Here is an 18,476-nt window from a genome sequence, read left to right on the forward strand (position 1 = left end):
ACGGGGCTCGCCCCGCCCCACTGAGGACTCACGACAACCCGCGGCGTACACCCGGCCGACCGCCCGTTGCCGCACACTCCGGCCCCCGGTCACCGGCCGAACCGGCCCCGGCCGGAACCGGTCGCCGGACCAGCGGGACGCAACGGCGCGTTCCCACGCAACCACCAGCAGCCGCGCCACGTGCGGCCGCAGCCGACACCCCGCCGTGCGAGGCGTCCCCCACAACAACCCATCAGCGTCACGCCCACCGGAGCCGGAAGCACCCCCATGGGCGCGTCGGCCCCCACGTCCTGGTCCCAGGGAGTTTTCCTCATGCAGCGTTCCGAGGCCGCCTTCGCAGACACGGCGGACACGGCGGACACTCCGATCGCGGTCGTAGGACTCTCCTGCCGGCTCCCCGGCGCCCCCGACCCCGCCGCCTTCCGGAACCTGCTGCGCACCGGTACCCACGCCATCACCGACGCACCCCCGGAGCGCTGGAACGCCGACGACCTGCCCGACGAGGCCGCCACCCGCCGCGGCGGCTTCCTCGAACAGCACCACGTCGACCACTTCGACGCGGCCTTCTTCGACATCTCACCCCGCGAAGCCGCCGCGATGGACCCCCAGCAGCGCCTCGTTCTGGAACTGACCTGGGAGGCGCTGGAAGACGCGGGTATCGCCCCGGACCGGCTCCGCACCACCGACACCGGCGTCTACATCGGCGTCATCGCCGACGACTACGCCACCCTGCAACGCCGGCGCGGCGTCGCGGCCATCGACCGGCACAGCTTCACCGGACTGCACCGCAGCATCATCGCCAACCGCGTCTCCTACCATCTTGGCCTGCGCGGCCCCAGCCTGACCCTTGACGCCGGCCAGGCCTCCTCCCTCGTCGCCGTCCATCTGGCCTGCGAAAGTCTGCGCCGCGGCGAGAGCACCGTCGCCGTCGCCGGCGGCGTCAACCTCATCCTCGCGCCGGAGAGCAGCGTCAGCGTCGCCAAGTTCGGCGGCCTGTCACCCGACGGCACCAGTTACACCTTCGACGCCCGCGCCAACGGCTACGTACGCGGTGAAGGCGGCGGCGCCATCGTCCTCAAGCCCCTCCCCGCCGCTCTCGCCGACGGCGACCCCGTCTACTGCGTCATCCGCGGCAGCGCCGTCAACAACGACGGCGGCGGCACCCACCTCACCACCCCCCACCAGGCCGCACAGGAAGACGTCCTGCGCCGCGCCTACCAGCAGGCCGGTGTGGACCCCGCCCGGGTCCAGTACGTCGAACTCCACGGCACCGGCACCAAGACGGGCGACCCGATCGAGGCCGCGGCCCTCGGCACCGTACTGGGCAGCGCCCGACGGCAGACCGGCACACCGCTGCGCGTCGGCTCCGCCAAGACGAACGTCGGCCACCTCGAGGGCGCCGCCGGCATCGTCGGCTTCATCAAGACCGCCCTGAGCCTGAAGCACGGCGAACTCTTCCCCAGCCTCAACTACCGCACCCCCAACCCCGAGATCCCGCTGGACGACCTCAACCTGCACGTCCAGACCGAGACCCAGCCCTGGACCCCCGACCCGGACAGTGACGCCCCCCGCACCGCGGGCGTCAGCGCCATCGGGGTCGGCGGCACGAACGCGCACGTGATTCTGGAGGAGGCTCCCGCTCCGGTTTCGGTTGAGGTTGAGCGTTCGGGGAGTGTGGCGCCGGTGGTGGTGCCGTGGGTGGTGTCGGGTAAGTCTGAGGGTGCGTTGCGGGGGCAGGCGGAGCGGTTGGCTGCGTCTGTGGGTGGTTTGTCGCCGGTGGATGTCGGGTTCTCGCTGGTGGCGGGTCGGTCGGTGTTTGAGCATCGGGCGGTGGTCCTGGATGGTCTGCCTGGTGTGGAGGCTCTTGCCGAGGGCCGTGAATCTGCGGGTGTGGTGCGGGGGAGTGCGGGGGGTGCGGATGGCCGTGCCGTGTTCGTGTTCCCGGGTCAGGGGTCGCAGTGGCTGGGGATGGCGGCTGAGCTGCTGGAGTCCTCCCCGGTGTTCGCGGAGCGGATTGGTGAGTGTGCGGTTGCGTTGGCGCCGTTCGTGGACTGGTCGCTGACCGACATCCTGCGGGACACAGCTGATGAGGCCTGGTTGGAGCAGGTCGATGTCGTGCAGCCGGTGCTGTGGGCGGTCATGGTCTCGCTCGCCGAGGTCTGGCGCTCGTACGGCGTGGAGCCGGCTGCGGTGATCGGGCATTCGCAGGGTGAGATCGCCGCCGCCGCTGTCGCCGGTGCGCTGTCGCTTGAGGATGCGGCGAAGGTGGTGGCCTTGCGTAGTAAGGCCATTCGGGCGTTGTCCGGGCGTGGCGGGATGGTGTCGGTCTCCCTCGGTATCGAAGACGTACAGGAGCGGCTGACTGCCTGGGATGGTCGTCTGGCGGTGGCGGCGGTCAACGGCCCGGCCATGGTGGTCGTTTCGGGTGACGCGGATGCCTTGGACGAGTTGCTGGCCGTCTGTGAGGCGGACGGTGTGCGGGCTCGTCGTATCGCGGTGGACTATGCCTCGCACTGCGCGCATGTGGAGGAGATCGAGGACGTACTGCTCCGGGAGTTGGCAGGGATCACTCCTCGGGCGGCGCAGGTCCCCTTCTACTCGACCGTCACTGCCGAGGTGCTGGACACGACGGCCCTCGACGCTGGCTACTGGTATCGCAATCTGCGCCAGACGGTGCGTTTCGCCGACACGGTGCGCGCGTTGTTGGATGACGGTTTCCGGTTGTTCGTCGAGTCGAGTGCGCATCCTGTGTTGACGATGGGTGTCGAGCAGACTGCTGAGGCTCACGTCAACTCGCCTGTGACCGCGGTGGGTTCGCTGCGCCGCGACGAGGGTGGTCTGGAGCGCTTCCTGACTTCCGCTGCCGAGGCGTTCGTCGGCGGTGCGCCCGTCGACTGGGCGGTGTTGTTCGAGGGTACGGGGGCTCGTCGTGTCGAGCTGCCGACGTACGCCTTCCAGCGTCGCCGTTACTGGCTCGACACGGTGGCGGACCCCCAGCCCGACCTGGCGGCGGAGGCGGTGGCGGACGCCGCATCCCTGCTCAGGGAACGCCTTTCAAGGCTGGACGAGGAGGAGCAGACAGAGCTGCTCCTGGAGCTGGTCTGTAGTCAGGTCGCCACAACACTGGGCTACGACAGCCCGGACGCCGTCGGCGCCGACCGGACGTTCAAGGAACTTGGTTTCGACTCGCTGGGTGTTGTCGAGTTCCGCAACCGTTTGAACATCACGACCGGACTGCGGTTGCAGACCACTCTGCTGTTCGACTACCCCACCCCGGCCGTTCTCTCTCGTCATCTGAGGGTCTCCCTCATCGGCGCCGACCAGTTGCTCAGCACCCCGGTGCCGGCAGCCGTGGCTCTTGACGAGCCCATCGCGATCGTGGGCATGGCCTGCCGGTTGCCCGGCGGCGTACGGTCGCCCGAAGAGTTCTGGGAGTTGATCGCATCCGAGGGTGACGCGATCGGCGGGTTCCCGGCGGACCGTGGCTGGGATCTGTCCGCCCTGTATTCGCCCGAGCGGGGCAAGCCGGGAACCACCTATGCCCGTGAGGGCGGTTTCCTGTATGACGCGGGTGACTTCGATCCGGCGTTCTTCGGTATTTCGCCGCGTGAGGCGCTGGCGATGGATCCGCAGCAGCGGTTGTTGTTGGAGACGTCGTGGGAGGCCTTCGAGCGGGCGGGTATCGCTCCCGACGGGCAGTGGCAGGGCGGGACCGGTGTCTTCGTCGGCGCGATGGCCCAGGACTACGGCCCCCGGATGCATGACGCCTCGGACGGCCTCCAGGGATACCTCCTCACCGGAAGCAGCGTGAGCGCTGCCTCCGGCCGCATCTCGTACACGTTCGGTTTCGAGGGGCCTGCGGTGACGGTGGACACGGCGTGTTCGTCGTCGCTGGTCGCCCTGCACCTGGCCGCGCAGTCACTGCGGCAGGGGGAGTGTTCGCTGGCGTTGGCCGGTGGTGTGACGGTGATGGCGACGCCCGGCCTCTTTGTGGAGTTCAGCCGACAGCAAGGCGTCGCGGCGGATGGCCGTTGCAAGGCGTTCGCGGCGGGTGCGGACGGCACCGGCTGGGCCGAGGGCGCGGGGATGCTGCTGCTGGAGCGTCTGTCGGACGCGCGTCGTAACGGGCATCGGGTGCTGGCGGTGGTCCGGGGTTCCGCCCTGAACCAGGACGGTGCGAGTAACGGCCTGTCGGCGCCGAACGGTCCGTCGCAGCAGCGGGTGATCCGGGCTGCGCTGGCGAATGCCCGGGTGTCGGCTGCCGAGGTGGATGTGGTGGAGGCGCACGGTACGGGTACGAAGCTGGGTGATCCGATCGAGGCGCAGGCGTTGCTGGCGACGTATGGCCAGGACCGGCCGGAGGACCGGCCGCTGCTGTTGGGCTCGGTGAAGTCGAACATCGGGCATACGCAGGCCGCGGCCGGTGTCGCCGGTGTGATGAAGATGGTCCTCGGAATGCAGCATGGTGTGCTGCCGCGGACGCTGCATGTGGACGAGCCGTCCCCGCATGTGGACTGGTCGGCGGGTGCTGTCGAGCTGGTGACGGAGTCGGTGGCCTGGCCGGAGAGTGGCCGGCCCCGCCGGGCTGGTGTGTCGTCGTTCGGCATCAGTGGGACGAACGCGCATGTGATTTTGGAGCAGGCTCCGGTCTCGACCGAGGTTGAGCGTTCGGAGAGTGTGCCGCCGGTGGTGGTGCCGTGGGTGGTGTCGGGGAAGTCCGAGGGCGCGTTGCGGGGGCAGGCGGAGCGGCTGGTGTCGTTCCTCGGGAAGCGTGCCGAACTCGCGCCTGTGGATGTGGCGTTGTCGCTGGTGGCGGGCCGGTCGGTGTTCGAGCACCGGGCGGTGGTGCTGGCCGGTGAGCGGGCTGGTATTCAGGCTGGGTTGTCGGCTTTGGTGGCGGGTGAGCCGGCTGCTGGTCTCGTCCAGGGGCAGGTCGTCCCGGGCAAGCTGGCGGTGCTCTTCTCCGGGCAGGGCAGTCAGCGGGCCGGTATGGGCCGGGAGTTGTATGAGGCTTTCCCTGTCTTCGCCGAGGCTTTTGATGAGGTGTGTGCGCAGTTCGATGCTCTGCTGGGCAGGTCGTTGCGTGAGGTTGTCTTCGGGGACGGCGATGCACTGGATGCGACGGGGTTCACGCAGTGCGGTCTGTTCGCTGTGGAGGTGGCGCTTTTCCGTCTGGTGTCGTCGTGGGGTGTGACGCCGGATGTGGTGGGTGGGCATTCGATCGGTGAGATCGCTGCCGCGTTCGTGGCGGGGGTGTGGTCGCTTGAGGACGCCTGTGTGCTGGTGGCGGCGCGTGGCCGGTTGATGCAGGCGTTGCCGTCGGGTGGCGTGATGGTGTCGGTGAGGGCCGCGGAGGCGGAGGTTGTTCCGCTGCTTGAGGGCCTGGACGAAGTCGGCGTGGCTGCGGTGAACGGGCCGTCGTCGGTGGTGGTTTCGGGTGCTGAGGCCGCGGTGGCGGTGGTGGTGGAGCGGCTGGAGCGGCGGGGTGTGAAGACGCGTCGGTTGCGGGTGTCGCATGCGTTCCACTCGCCGTTGATGGAGCCGATGCTGGACGAGTTCCGGGAGATCGTCGGCCGGTTGACGTACTCGGTGCCGCGGATCCCGTTGGTGTCGAATCTGACGGGTGAGCTTGTCGCGGATGAGGTGTGTGATCCGGGGTATTGGGTGCGGCATGTGCGGGAGGCGGTGCGTTTCGCCGACGGTGTCACCCGCCTCACCGCTGTGGGCGTGACCGCCTGCCTGGAACTGGGCCCGGACGGGGTGTTGTCGGGTATGGGGCAGGACAGTGCCCCGGAGATGCTGTTCGCGCCGGTACTGCGCAAGGACCGGAGCGAAGCAAGTGCGGTGCTGGAGGCACTCGCGCAGGTCTACGTCCGGGGCCATGGCGTGGACTGGGCCGCCTACCTTGCGCCCTCCCGTCCGCGTCGGGTGGAGCTGCCCACCTATGCCTTCCAGCGGGAGCGGTTTTGGGTTGAGCTGGGTCGGCCTGAGTCGGGGGCGTCGTCGGTGGTGCGGGACGCGGAGGGTTCCGGGTTCTGGGAGGCGGTGGAGCGTGGGGATGCGTCGGAGGTGGCGGGTCTGCTGGCGTTGCCGGGGGATGAGTCGCTGAGGGTGGTGTTGCCGGCGTTGTCGGCTTGGCGTCGGCGGGATCGTGAGCGGTCGGTTGTGGAGGGCTGGCGTTATCGGGTGGCGTGGTCGCCGCTGGCTGGGGCTTCGGGTGTGTTGTCGGGGGTGTGGCTGGTGGTGGTGCCGGCCGGGCTGGCCGGGGACGGATGGGTTGAGGCCTGCGTGGCGGGTCTGGCGCGTGGTGGTGCCCGGCCGGTGGTGCTGGAGCTCGGTGCGGAGGAGTTTGGTCGTGAGGTGATTGCCGAGCGGCTGCGTGACGCACTCGCCAGTGAGGCTGAGGCTGAGGTCGGGGTTGCGGGTGTGGTGTCGCTGCTCGCGCTGGCGTCGGGCCGTCATGCGGTGTTCGGGTCTGTGCCGGTCGGGGTGGCGTTGACTCTGGGGCTGGTGCAGGCGCTGGGTGATGCGGGTGTTGAGGCGCCGTTGTGGTGTGTGACCCGGGGTGCGGTCGCGGTGACCGGTTCGGAGCGGGTGGCGGATCTCGACCAGGCCCAGTTGTGGGGTCTGGGTCGGGTGGCTGGTCTGGAGTTGGCTGGTCGTTGGGGTGGTGTGGTCGACCTTCCTGAGGTGGTGGATGCCCGGTTGGTGGGGCGTCTGGCCGATGTGCTCGCCTCAGCTGAGGGCGAGGGTGAGGTCGCGGTTCGGGCTGCTGGTGTGTTCGGTCGACGTGTGGTGCGGGCTGGTTCGGGTGCTGGTGGTGGTTCCTGGCGGGTGTCGGGGACGGTGCTGGTGACGGGTGGTACGGGTGGTGTGGGTCGGCATGTGGCGCGGTGGCTGGCGGGGGCGGGGGCGGAGCATGTGCTGCTGGTCTCGCGTCGTGGTCCCGCGGCCGGGGGTGTGGAGGAACTGCGGGCTGAGATAGCCGGGTTGGGGGCGCGGCTGTCGGTGGTGGCGTGTGACGTCGGTGACCGTGATGCGGTGGCAGCGCTCCTGGCCGGTGTTCCTTCTGAGGTGCCGTTGACGGCGGTGGTGCATGCGGCTGGTGTGCTGGATGACGGTGTGCTGGACGGGTTGTCGGTGGAGCGGTTTGAGGGGGTGTTGCGGGCGAAGGCGGAGGGTGCCCGGCATCTGCATGAGCTGACGCGGGATCTGGGGTTGTCGGCGTTTGTGTTGTTCTCGTCGTTTTCTGCGACGGTGGGTGGTGCTGGGCAGGGTAACTATGCGGCGGCGAACGCGTATTTGGATGCGTTGGCGGAGGTGCGGCGGGCTGAGGGGTTGCCGGCGACCTCGATCGCGTGGGGGCCTTGGGCAGAAGACGGCATGGCGCGTGCCGTAGCGGACCGTTGGGAGCAGCACGGTCTGCCTGCGATGTCCCCCGATGCGGCGATCACCGTGTTGGAATCGGCGATCAACGACCCGATGTCCGCCTCACTGCTCGTTGCTGACGTCGACTGGGACACCCTGGCGCAGGCCAGGGCTGGTGCTGGTTCCTCGAAGCTGCTGACAGAGCTGACACGCCAGGCGTCGGGGAACGTGGCGGCGACTGACGGGGCCGCCGCGGCCGACGGATCGCTGCGCCAACGGCTCGCGGGATTGGGGGTCGCAGAACAGGAGCGCACTGTCCTCGAGTTCGTGCGCTCCCATGTCGCCGCCGCACTCGGGCACCGCCGACCGGAGACCCTCGACCCTGACCGGGCTTTCAAGGAACTGGGGTTCGACTCGCTGGCGGCCGTGACCTTGCGCAACCGCCTCAACGCGGCCGCGGGTCTGAAGCTCTCCAGCACCCTGGTCTTCGACCACCCCACGGTCAGGGCACTGGCACGGGCGCTCCGCGTCGAGGCGCTGGGGCTGCGTGGTGATGAGGGACCGACGCTGCCCGACACGGCGCCCACGGACGACGAACCGATCGCGATCGTGGCGATGAGCTGCCGTTTTCCGGGAGGCGTACGGACCCCTGAAGAGCTGTGGAAGCTTCTTGTCGACGAACGCGAAGTGCTGACCGAGTTCCCCGCAGGGCGCGGCTGGGATCTCGACAGCCTCTTCGCTCCCGATCCGGACGAGTCGGGCAAGAGCTATGTCCGAGAAGGAGCCTTCCTCAGCGACGCCGGTGCGTTTGACGCGAAGTTCTTCGGCATCTCGCCGCGTGAGGCGACGGCGATGGACCCGCAGCAGCGGCTGCTGCTCGAGACCAGCTGGGAGGCCTTCGAACGGGCCGGCATCGACGGCACCCTCCTACAGAGCACACCGACCGGAGTCTTCATCGGCAGCAACGGGCAGGACTACGGACGGAGTCTGCGCGAGGCACCGTCCGAGAACGTCGAGGGACACCTGGTGACCAGCAGCGCCGCCAGTGTCGTCTCCGGGCGCATCGCCTACACCTTCGGCCTTGAGGGGCCCGCGGTGACCATCGACACCGCCTGCTCGTCGTCGCTGGTGGCCCTGCATCTGGCCGCGCAGTCACTGCGCCAGGGGGAGTGCTCGCTGGCGCTGGCCGGTGGCGTGACGGTGATGTCCACCCCTGAGCTCTTCGTGGAGTTCAGTCGTCAGCGGGGTCTTGCTCCGGACGGCCGGTGCAAGGCGTTCGCGGCGGGCGCGGACGGTACTGGGTGGGGTGAGGGCGTCGGTCTGCTCCTGTTGGAGCGGTTGCCGGACGCGGAGCGCAACGGGCACCAGGTGCTGGCGGTGGTGCGTGGTTCGGCGATCAACCAGGACGGTGCGAGTAACGGTCTTACGGCGCCGAACGGTCCCTCCCAGCAGCGGGTGATCCGTGCCGCGCTGGCGAGTGCGGGGCTGTCGGCCGGCCAGGTGGATGTGGTGGAGGCGCACGGTACGGGTACGAAGTTGGGTGATCCGATCGAGGCGCAGGCGCTGCTGGCGACGTACGGTCAGGATCGGCCGGAGGACCAGCCGTTGTGGCTGGGCTCCATCAAGTCGAACATCGGGCACACGCAGGCCGCGGCCGGTGTCGCCGGGATCATCAAGATGGTCCTCGCGATGCGGAACGGTGTGCTGCCCCGCACGCTGCACGTGGACGAGCCCACTCCACACGTCGACTGGTCTGCCGGGGCTGTCGAACTGCTCACAGACTCGATCGGCTGGCCTGAGACAGGGCATGCACGCCGGGCGGGCGTCTCGTCCTTTGGCGTCAGTGGGACGAACGCGCATGTGATTTTGGAGCAGGCTCCGGTTTCGACCGAGGTTGAGCGTTCGGAGAGTGTGGCGCCGGTGGTGGTGCCGTGGGTGGTGTCGGGGAAGTCTGAGGCTGCGTTGCGGGGGCAGGCGGAGCGGTTGGCTGCGTCTGTGGGTGACTTGTCGCCGGTGGATGTGGCGTGGTCGCTGGCGACAGGCCGGTCGGTGTTTGAGCATCGGGCGATGGTCCTGGACGGTCTGCCTGGTGTGGAGGCTCTTGCCGAGGGCCGTGAGACCGCGGGTGTGGTGCGGGGGAGTGCGGGGGGTGCGGATGGCCGTGCCGTGTTCGTGTTCCCGGGTCAGGGGTCGCAGTGGCTGGGGATGGCGGCTGAACTCCTCGATGTTTCACCGGTGTTCGCGGAGCGGATCGGTGAGTGTGCGGTTGCGTTGGCGCCGTTCGTGGACTGGTCGCTGACCGACATCCTCCGCGACACCGACAGCGAGGCCTGGTTGGAGCAGGTCGATGTGGTGCAGCCGGTGTTGTGGGCGGTGATGGTCTCGCTCGCTGAGGTCTGGCGCTCGTACGGCGTGGAGCCGGCTGCGGTGATCGGTCATTCGCAGGGCGAGATCGCTGCCGCGTGCGTGGCTGGTGCGCTGTCGCTCCAGGACGCGGCGAAGGTGGTGGCCTTGCGTAGTAAGGCCATTCGGGCGTTGTCCGGGCGCGGCGGCATGGTGTCGGTCTCCCTCGGTATCGAAGCCGTACAGGAGCGGCTGACCGCCTGGGATGGTCGTCTGGCGGTGGCGGCGGTCAACGGCCCGGCCATGGTGGTCGTTTCGGGCGACGCGGACGCGTTGGACGAGCTGCTGGCCGCGTGTGAGGCGGACGGGGTCCGGGCCCGTCGTATCGCCGTGGACTACGCCTCACACTGCGCGCACGTGGAAGAAATCGAGGACGTACTGCTCCGGGAGCTGGCAGGGATCACTCCCCAGGCCGCATCGGTCCCCTTCTACTCGACCGTCACCGCCGAGGTGCTGGACACGACAGCCCTCGACGCGGGCTACTGGTATCGCAATCTGCGCCAGACGGTCCGTTTCGCCGACACGGTCCGTGCGCTGCTGGATGACGGTTTCCGGTTGTTCGTCGAGTCGAGTGCGCATCCGGTGCTGACGATGGGTGTCGAGCAGACTGCCGAGGCGCACGTCAACTCGCCTGTCACCGCGGTGGGTTCGCTGCGCCGCGACGAGGGCGGACTGCTCCGCTTCCTGACCTCGGCTGCCGAGGCGTTCGTGGGTGGCGCGCCCGTCGACTGGGCCAGTCTCTTCGACGGCACCGGTGCCCGCCGCATCGACCTGCCCACCTACGCCTTCCAGCACCAGCACTACTGGATCGAAGCCGACACGCGTCAGGGTGATGTGACGTCGGCGGGTCTTTCCTCCGCTGATCATCCGTTGCTCGGTGCTGCTGTTGCGTTGCCGGCGTCGGACGGGGCGTTGTTGACGGGGCGGTTGTCGCTGCGTACGCACCCCTGGCTGGCCGATCACGCGGTGCAGGGCACGCCGCTGCTTGCGGCCTCAGCTCTCGTGGAGTTGGCGTTGCGCGCCGGGGACGCGGTCGGCTGTGACCGGGTGGAGGAGCTGACGCTGGAAGCGCCACTCGCACTGTCGGAGCGGGGCGCCGTACAGATACAGGTGACCGTTGGCGGGCCCGACGGGAACGGGGCGCGTTCCGTCGAGGTGTACGCCCGTGGCGAGGACACCGTGGAGGGTCCTTGGACCCGGTACGCCTGTGGCGTTCTGGTCTCAGGGGCCGAAACCCCCGCTTCGGACGCGGAGTTGAGCGTGTGGCCGCCTGCGGGTGCGCACGCGGTCGAACTCGCTGGTTTCTACGAGCGGCTGGCGCAGACCGGAGTCACGTACGGACCGGCGTTTCAGGGGCTGAACGCCGCCTGGCGGCGTGGTGACGAGGTGTTCGCCGAGGTGGCGCTGCCGGAGGCGGAGCGCACGGACGTGGCTCGGTACGGACTCCACCCTGTGCTGCTGGACACCGCGCTACAGGCAGGCCTGGGCCCGCTGGACGCGGACGGCGGTGTCGTCGGGGGCACGCGGTTGCCGTTCGTCTGGCGTGGGGTGTCGCTGCATGCGACCGGCGCTTCGGCGTTGCGCGTGCGGCTGGCGCCGGTCGGGGCCGACGGGATGTCGGTGCTGGTCGCCGACGCGGCGGGCAGGCCGGTCGCGACCGCGGACGCCCTGGTGACGCGCCCGGTGTCGCAGGAGCAGCTGTCGGCGGTGGCCGATTTCGGCACCCGTGCGGCAGCCGGCGGGTCGGCCCGGACCGCTGTGACCCGGCGTGCGCTGGCCCAGGCGGCCACGGACACCGAAGAGCCGGCCCTGCGGCGGAGTCTGCTGCGCGCGGGCGAGGCGGAGGGGCGGCGCATACTGCTGCGGCTGGTGCAGGAGCAGGCTTCCACAGTTCTCGGGCACGCCACCCCGGACGAGGTTGAGCCCGAACTCACTTTCAAGGACCACGGATTCGACTCCCTCACCGCGGTTCAGCTGCGCAACCGTCTGAACAACGCCACCGGGCACCGGTTGCCGGCCACCCTCGTCTTCGACCATCCGACCCCGCTCGCCCTCGCGGATTACCTGCACGCCGAACTCCTCGGTCACCGGGACGACACCGCCACCCCCGTGGTACCCGTCGTCCGGGCAGCGGCGGACCAGGAACCCATAGCCATCGTTGGAATGAGCTGCCGCCTCCCTGGGGGGGTGCGGTCGCCCGAAGACCTGTGGGCGCTGCTGACCGATGGCCGCGACGCGATCTCCGGATTCCCCGAGGACCGTGGCTGGGACGCGGAGGGGCTCTACGACCCCGACCCCGACGCCCCGGGCAAGACGTACACGCGTCACGGCGGCTTCGTCTCCGACGCGGGCGCCTTCGACCCGGCGTTCTTCGGTATCTCGCCGCGTGAGGCGACGGCGATGGACCCGCAGCAGCGGCTGCTGCTGGAGACAGGCTGGGAGGCGTTCGAACACGCGGGCATCGACCCTGCGGTCCTCCGGGGCAGCCAGACCGGTGTCTTCATGGGCGCCGGCTCGCACGGCTACGGCACGGGCAGCCACGATCCGGCGACCGGCGTCGAGGGCTACCTCGTCACCGGCAACGCGCTCAGCGTCACCTCCGGCCGACTCGCGTACATCTTCGGTTTCGAAGGACCCGCCGTCGCCGTGGACACGGCGTGCTCGTCGTCGCTGGTCGCCCTGCACCTGGCCGTGCAGTCGCTGCGCCAGGGCGAGTGCCCGATGGCACTGGCCGGGGGCTCGGCGATCATGTCCACGCCGTGGACCTTCGTCGGCTTCAGCCGCCAGCGTGGGCTGGCACCCGACGGCCGCTGCAAGCCGTTCTCCGCTGCCGCCGACGGTTTTGGACCGGCCGAGGGCGTCGGCGTCCTGCTGTTGGAGCGGTTGTCGGACGCGCGTCGTAACGGGCATCGGGTGCTGGCGGTGGTGCGTGGTTCGGCGATCAATCAGGACGGTGCGAGCAATGGTCTTACGGCGCCGAACGGTCCCTCCCAGCAGCGGGTGATCCGGGCTGCACTGGCGAATGCCCGGGTGCCGGCTGCCGAGGTGGATGTGGTGGAGGCGCACGGTACGGGTACGAAGCTGGGTGACCCGATCGAGGCGCAGGCGCTGCTGGCGACGTATGGCCAGGACCGGCCTGAGGACCAGCCGCTGCTGTTGGGCTCGGTGAAGTCCAACATCGGCCACACGCAGGCCGCCGCCGGTGTCGCCGGTGTGATCAAGATGGTCCTCGGAATGCAGCATGGTGTGCTGCCGCGCACACTGCACCTGGACGAACCCACTCCGCACGTCGACTGGTCCACGGGGGCGGTGCGACTACTGACGGAGGACGTGGCCTGGCCCGAGACGGGGCGGCCCCGACGCGCGGCCGTCTCCTCCTTCGGAATGAGCGGGACCAACGCCCACGCAGTACTCGAACAGGCGCCGGATTGGGCTTCGGAGAAAGAACGGTCCGCACCGGGCGTGCTGCCTGCTGTGGTCCCATGGGTGGTCTCGGGCCGCTCGGACAGCGCGCTGGCGGCCCAGGCCGAGCGGCTGACCGCGTTCGTGCGTGAGCGGGCCGATGTGTCGCCGGCGGATGCCGGGTTGTCGCTCGCGACCACACGGTCGGTCTTCGAGCATCGAGCGGTGGTCCTCGCGGAAGACCGCGATGGACTCGTGGACGGCTTGGGCGCGCTGGCCGACGGACGCGCACTGCCCGGTGTGGTGCGGGGCGTTGCCGGTTCACGCGGTCAGACGGTGTTCGTGTTCCCGGGTCAGGGGTCGCAGTGGCTGGGGATGGCGGCTGAACTGCTGGATTCCTCCCCGGTGTTCGCGGAGCGGATCGGTGAGTGTGCGGTTGCGTTGGCGCCGTTCGTGGACTGGTCGCTGACGGACATCCTGCGGGACGCCGACAGCGAGGCCTGGTTGGAGCAGGTCGATGTGGTGCAGCCGGTGCTGTGGGCGGTGATGGTCTCGCTGGCTGAGGTCTGGCGCTCGTACGGTGTCGAGCCGGCTGCGGTGATCGGGCATTCGCAGGGCGAGATTGCCGCCGCGTGCGTGGCTGGTGCGCTGTCGCTCCAGGACGCGGCGAAGGTGGTGGCCTTGCGCAGTAAGGCCATTCGGGCGTTGTCCGGGCGCGGCGGGATGGTGTCGGTCTCTCTCGGTATCGAAGCCGTACAGGAGCGGCTGACCGCCTGGGATGGTCGTCTGGCGGTGGCGGCGGTCAACGGCCCGGCCATGGTGGTCGTTTCGGGTGACGCGGACGCGTTGGACGAGCTGCTGGCCGTCTGTGAGGCGGACGGTGTGCGGGCTCGTCGTATCGCGGTGGATTATGCCTCGCACTGCGCGCACGTGGAGGAGATCGAGGACGTTCTCCTGCGGGAGTTGGCGGGTATCACTCCCCGGGCGGCGCAGGTCCCCTTCTACTCGACCGTCACTGCCGAGGTGCTGGACACGACTGCCCTCGACGCGGGTTACTGGTATCGCAATCTGCGCCAGACGGTGCGTTTCGCCGACACGGTGCGCGCGTTGTTGGATGACGGTTTCCGGTTGTTCGTCGAGTCGAGTGCGCATCCTGTGTTGACGATGGGGGTCGAGCAGACTGCTGAGGCGCACGTCAACTCGCCTGTGACCGCGGTGGGTTCGCTGCGCCGTGACGAGGGTGGTCTGGAGCGGTTCCTGACTTCCGCTGCCGAGGCGTTCGTCGGCGGTGCGCCCGTCGACTGGGCGGTGTTGTTCGACGGTACCGGTGCCCGCCGCATCGACCTGCCCACCTACGCTTTCCAGCACCAGCACTACTGGATCGAAGCCGACACGCGTCAGGGTGATGTGACGTCGGCGGGTCTTTCCTCCGCTGATCATCCGTTGCTTGGTGCTGCTGTCGCGTTGCCCGCTTCCGACGGGGCCTTGTTGACGGGGCGGTTGTCGCTGCGTACGCACCCCTGGCTGGCGGATCACGCGGTGGCCGGGGTGACGTTGCTGCCGGGGACGGCGTTCGTGGAGCTGGCGTTGCGCGCCGGGGACGCGGTCGGGTGTGACCGGGTGGAGGAGCTGACGCTGGAAGCGCCACTCGTCCTGCCCGAAGTCGGTGGCGTACAGGTGCAGGTGGTGCTGGACGGACCGGGGGACGGCGGACGCCGGGAACTCGGTGTGTACTCGCGGCGGGACGACGCGTCCGACGGGGCGTGGACGCGCCACGCCTCGGGAATACTGGCTGCTTCCCAGGCCGAAGGCCCGCTGGCGGAGGCCGAGTTGGGCGTGTGGCCGCCCGCGGGAGCGCGTGAGGTCGAATGCGAGGACCTCTACGAGCGACTGGCCGCCACGGGGTTGACCTACGGGCCGGCCTTCCGTGGGCTGAACAGGGCGTGGCGGCGTGGCGACGAGGTGTTCGCCGAGGTCGCTCTCGCCGAGGAACAGCGCGCCGACGCGGTCCGGTACGGACTGCACCCGGCGCTGCTGGACTCCGCCCTGCATGCCTGGCTGACGGACACGGAACGCGACTCCGGCGGGATCCGGCTGCCGTTCGTCTGGCGTGGGGTGTCGCTGCATGCGACCGGCGCCTCGACGTTGCGCGTGCGGCTGGCGCCGGTCGGGGCCGACGGGATGTCGGTGCTGGTCGCCGACGCGGCGGGCAGGCCGGTCGCGACCGCGGACGCTTTGGTGACACGCGCGCTCACGGCCGACCAGGTTGCGGCGCCGACGCCGGGCGTGGTGAACGAGGCGCTGTACCGGGTGGACTGGACCGAAGTGTCCGGTGCCGGTGCCGGCACGGTGGGCGCGGACGGTGGCTGTGCCGTCGTCGGGGCGGACGACTCGGAGCTGGCCGGGGCGCTCAAGTCGGCAGGCCGGGCCCCGCAGGAGTACACCGACCTCACTGATCTCGCGGAGCAGTTGGACTCCGGCTCTCCCGCACCGGAGCTGGTCTTCGCCGGTGTCGCGCCGGGTACTGTGCCGGGTGACCACGACGATGTCGTGACGGTGATGCGGGAGGTGACGCAGCGGACGCTGGAGCTGGTGCAGGCGTGGCTGGCCACTGACGGCCTCGACCGGGCGCGGCTGGTTCTGGTGACCCGGGGCGCGGTGTCGGCCGTACCCGGTGAAGACGTGACCGGCCTGCCCGCCGCCGCCGTGTGGGGGCTGGTGCGCTCGGCGCAGGCCGAGCACCCGGACCGGTTCGTCCTGCTGGACGTGGACGACAGCGGCGCCTCGCTCGCCGCGCTGCATGAGGCCGTGCTGACCGGCGAACCCCAACTGGCCCTCCGCGAGGGCCGGGTGCGAGTGCCGCGGCTGGTCGGCGGCGCGGCCGACGGGGTGCTGGCGCCCGAGAACGGCGTACCGGCCTGGCGGCTGACGGCGTCCGAGGACGGGACGCTGGAAGGCCTGAGGCTGCGGGAGGCACCGGATGCGACCCGGGAACTCGGTGAGCACGAGGTGCGGATCGCCGTACGGGCCGCCGGACTGAACTTCCGCGATGTGCTCCTCGCCCTTGGCATGTACCCCGACGTGGCCTTGATGGGCGGCGAGGGTGCGGGCGTGGTGGTGGCCACCGGCCCCGGAGTGTCCTCGTTCTCGGTCGGCGACCGGGTGATGGGCATCTGGTCCGGCGGCTTCGGACCGATGGTCGTGGCGGACCAGCGGACGCTGGCCCGCGTGCCGGACGACTGGTCGTTCACCGAGGCAGCGTCAGTCCCCGTCGTGTACGTGACGGCCCTGTACGCGCTGCGCGAACTGGCCGGCGTACGCCCCGGCGAGTCGCTGCTGGTGCATTCCGCCGCGGGCGGGGTCGGCATGGCGGCGGTGCAGCTCGCACGAGCCTGGGGCGTCGAGGTGTTCGCCACCGCGAGCCCGGCCAAGTGGGAAGTGCTGCGGGCGCTGGGCCTCGACGACGCACACTTGGCGTCCTCCCGCTCGCTGGAGTTCGCCGGCCGGTTCGGCGGTGCGGCCGGCGGCGTGGACGTCGTCCTCAACTCCCTGGCCGGGGAGTACGTGGACGCCTCGCTGGGCCTGCTCCGGGCCGGCGGGCGCTTCGTGGAGATGGGCAAGACCGACGTACGGGACGCCGACACGGTGGCGGCGGCCCACCCGGAGGTCGACTACCGGGCCTTCGACCTCGGCGAGGCCGGTCCCGAGCGGATCGGCGAGATGCTGGCGGAGGTCCTCGACCTCTTCGCGCGAGGCCGGCTGCGGCTGCTGCCCACCCGGGTGTGGGACGTACGCCGGGCCCCGGAGGCCTTCCGGTTCATGAGCCAGGCACGCCACATCGGCAAGCTCGTGCTCAGCGTTCCCACCACAGGGCCGGAAACCGACGGCACCGTGCTGATCACGGGCGCCGCGGGCACCCTCGGCCGGCTCGTCGCCCGACACCTGGTGGAACGGCACGGGGTACGCAGCCTGCTGCTGGTCAGCCGACGCGGTCCGGCCGCCGAAGGCATGCCGGAACTCAGGGACGAACTCGTCGCCCTCGGCGCCTCGGTACGGATCGCCGCCTGCGACGTCACCGACCGCGACGCGCTGTCGGCGCTGCTCTCCGGCCTGCCGGACGGACAGGGTCTGACCGGTGTGGTGCATGCCGCGGGTGTCCTGGACGACGCCACGGTGGCGTCCCTGACGCCGGAGCGTCTCGACGCCGTGATGCGCGCCAAGGCGGACGCGGCCTGGCATCTGCACCGGCTCACGCGCCGCTTCGACCTCACGCTGTTCGCCCTGTTCTCCTCCACCGCCGGCGTCTTCGGCTCCGCGGGCCAGGCGAACTACGCGGCGGCCAACACCTTCCTGGACGCCCTCGCCCAGCACCGCAACGCGCACGGTCTGCCCGCGACCTCCCTGGCCTGGGGCCTGTGGGCCGAGCGCACCGGAATGACCGGCCACCTGGGCCGGGCGGACCTGTCCCGGATGACCCGCGGCGGCCTGCTGCCCTGCTCCTCCGAAGAGGGACTCGCACTCCTCGACGGCGCCGGCGGCCTGGCCGAGGCCCTCGTGGTGCCCGCCCGGCTGGACATCGGCGCCCTGGCCGCCGAGGCCGCCCAGGGTGCCACCCCACCCCCCGCCGTGCTGCGCGGTCTCGTCCGCCGCCCCGAGCCGGCCCGGCGGGCTCGCGTCCAGGAACCGCAGCGCCCCGACGAGCCGTCGCTGGCACAGCGCCTGACGCCCCTCGCCGCGCCGGAGCGGCGGCGCACACTGCTGCGGTTGGTCCAGGAGCACGGCGCCACCGTGCTGGGCCACGGCTCCGCGGTGTCCGTCGTGCCCGACCGGGGCTTCCTCGAACTCGGTTTCGACTCCCTCACCGCCGTGGAACTGCGCAACAGGCTCAACGCGGCCACCGGGCTGCGCCTGCCGGCCACGCTGATCTTCGACTATCCGACCCCCGAGGCACTCGTCGGACTCCTGGACGAGGAACTCGCCCCCGCCCCGTCAGCCGGGGTGCCGGACGCCGCCCTGAGCGACGAACTCGACCGCCTACAGGCCGCGTTGCGCGCGGCGGTGGCCGACGTCGGCACCGACGCCGCCGCGCGCGAACGGGTCGCCGGACGGTTCCGGGACCTGCTGTCCACCGTCTCCGCCTGGGGCGAGGGAACACCGCAGGACACCACACCGGGCGCCGGTGCCGCCGAGCCCGGCGCTGCGGACAGCGCCGCCGACCGCCTGGAGACCGCGGACGCGGACGAACTCTTCGCGTTCATCGACCAGGAGTTCGGCTCCGCGGAGGAGTCCTGATCCGCTTGACC

General features: G+C 70.4%; 1 protein-coding gene. It reads left to right on the forward strand.

The annotated features are described in order from the left end of the window. The first annotated feature begins 267 nt into the window (after positions 1-267). Positions 268-18,465, forward strand: a complete 18,198-nt coding sequence (locus tag OG866_RS31830; protein ID WP_329340037.1) for a type I polyketide synthase — start codon at positions 268-270, stop codon at positions 18,463-18,465. The last annotated feature ends 11 nt before the right edge of the window (positions 18,466-18,476 follow it).

The organism is Streptomyces sp. NBC_00663 (assembly GCF_036226885.1).
Classification (GTDB): domain Bacteria; phylum Actinomycetota; class Actinomycetes; order Streptomycetales; family Streptomycetaceae; genus Streptomyces.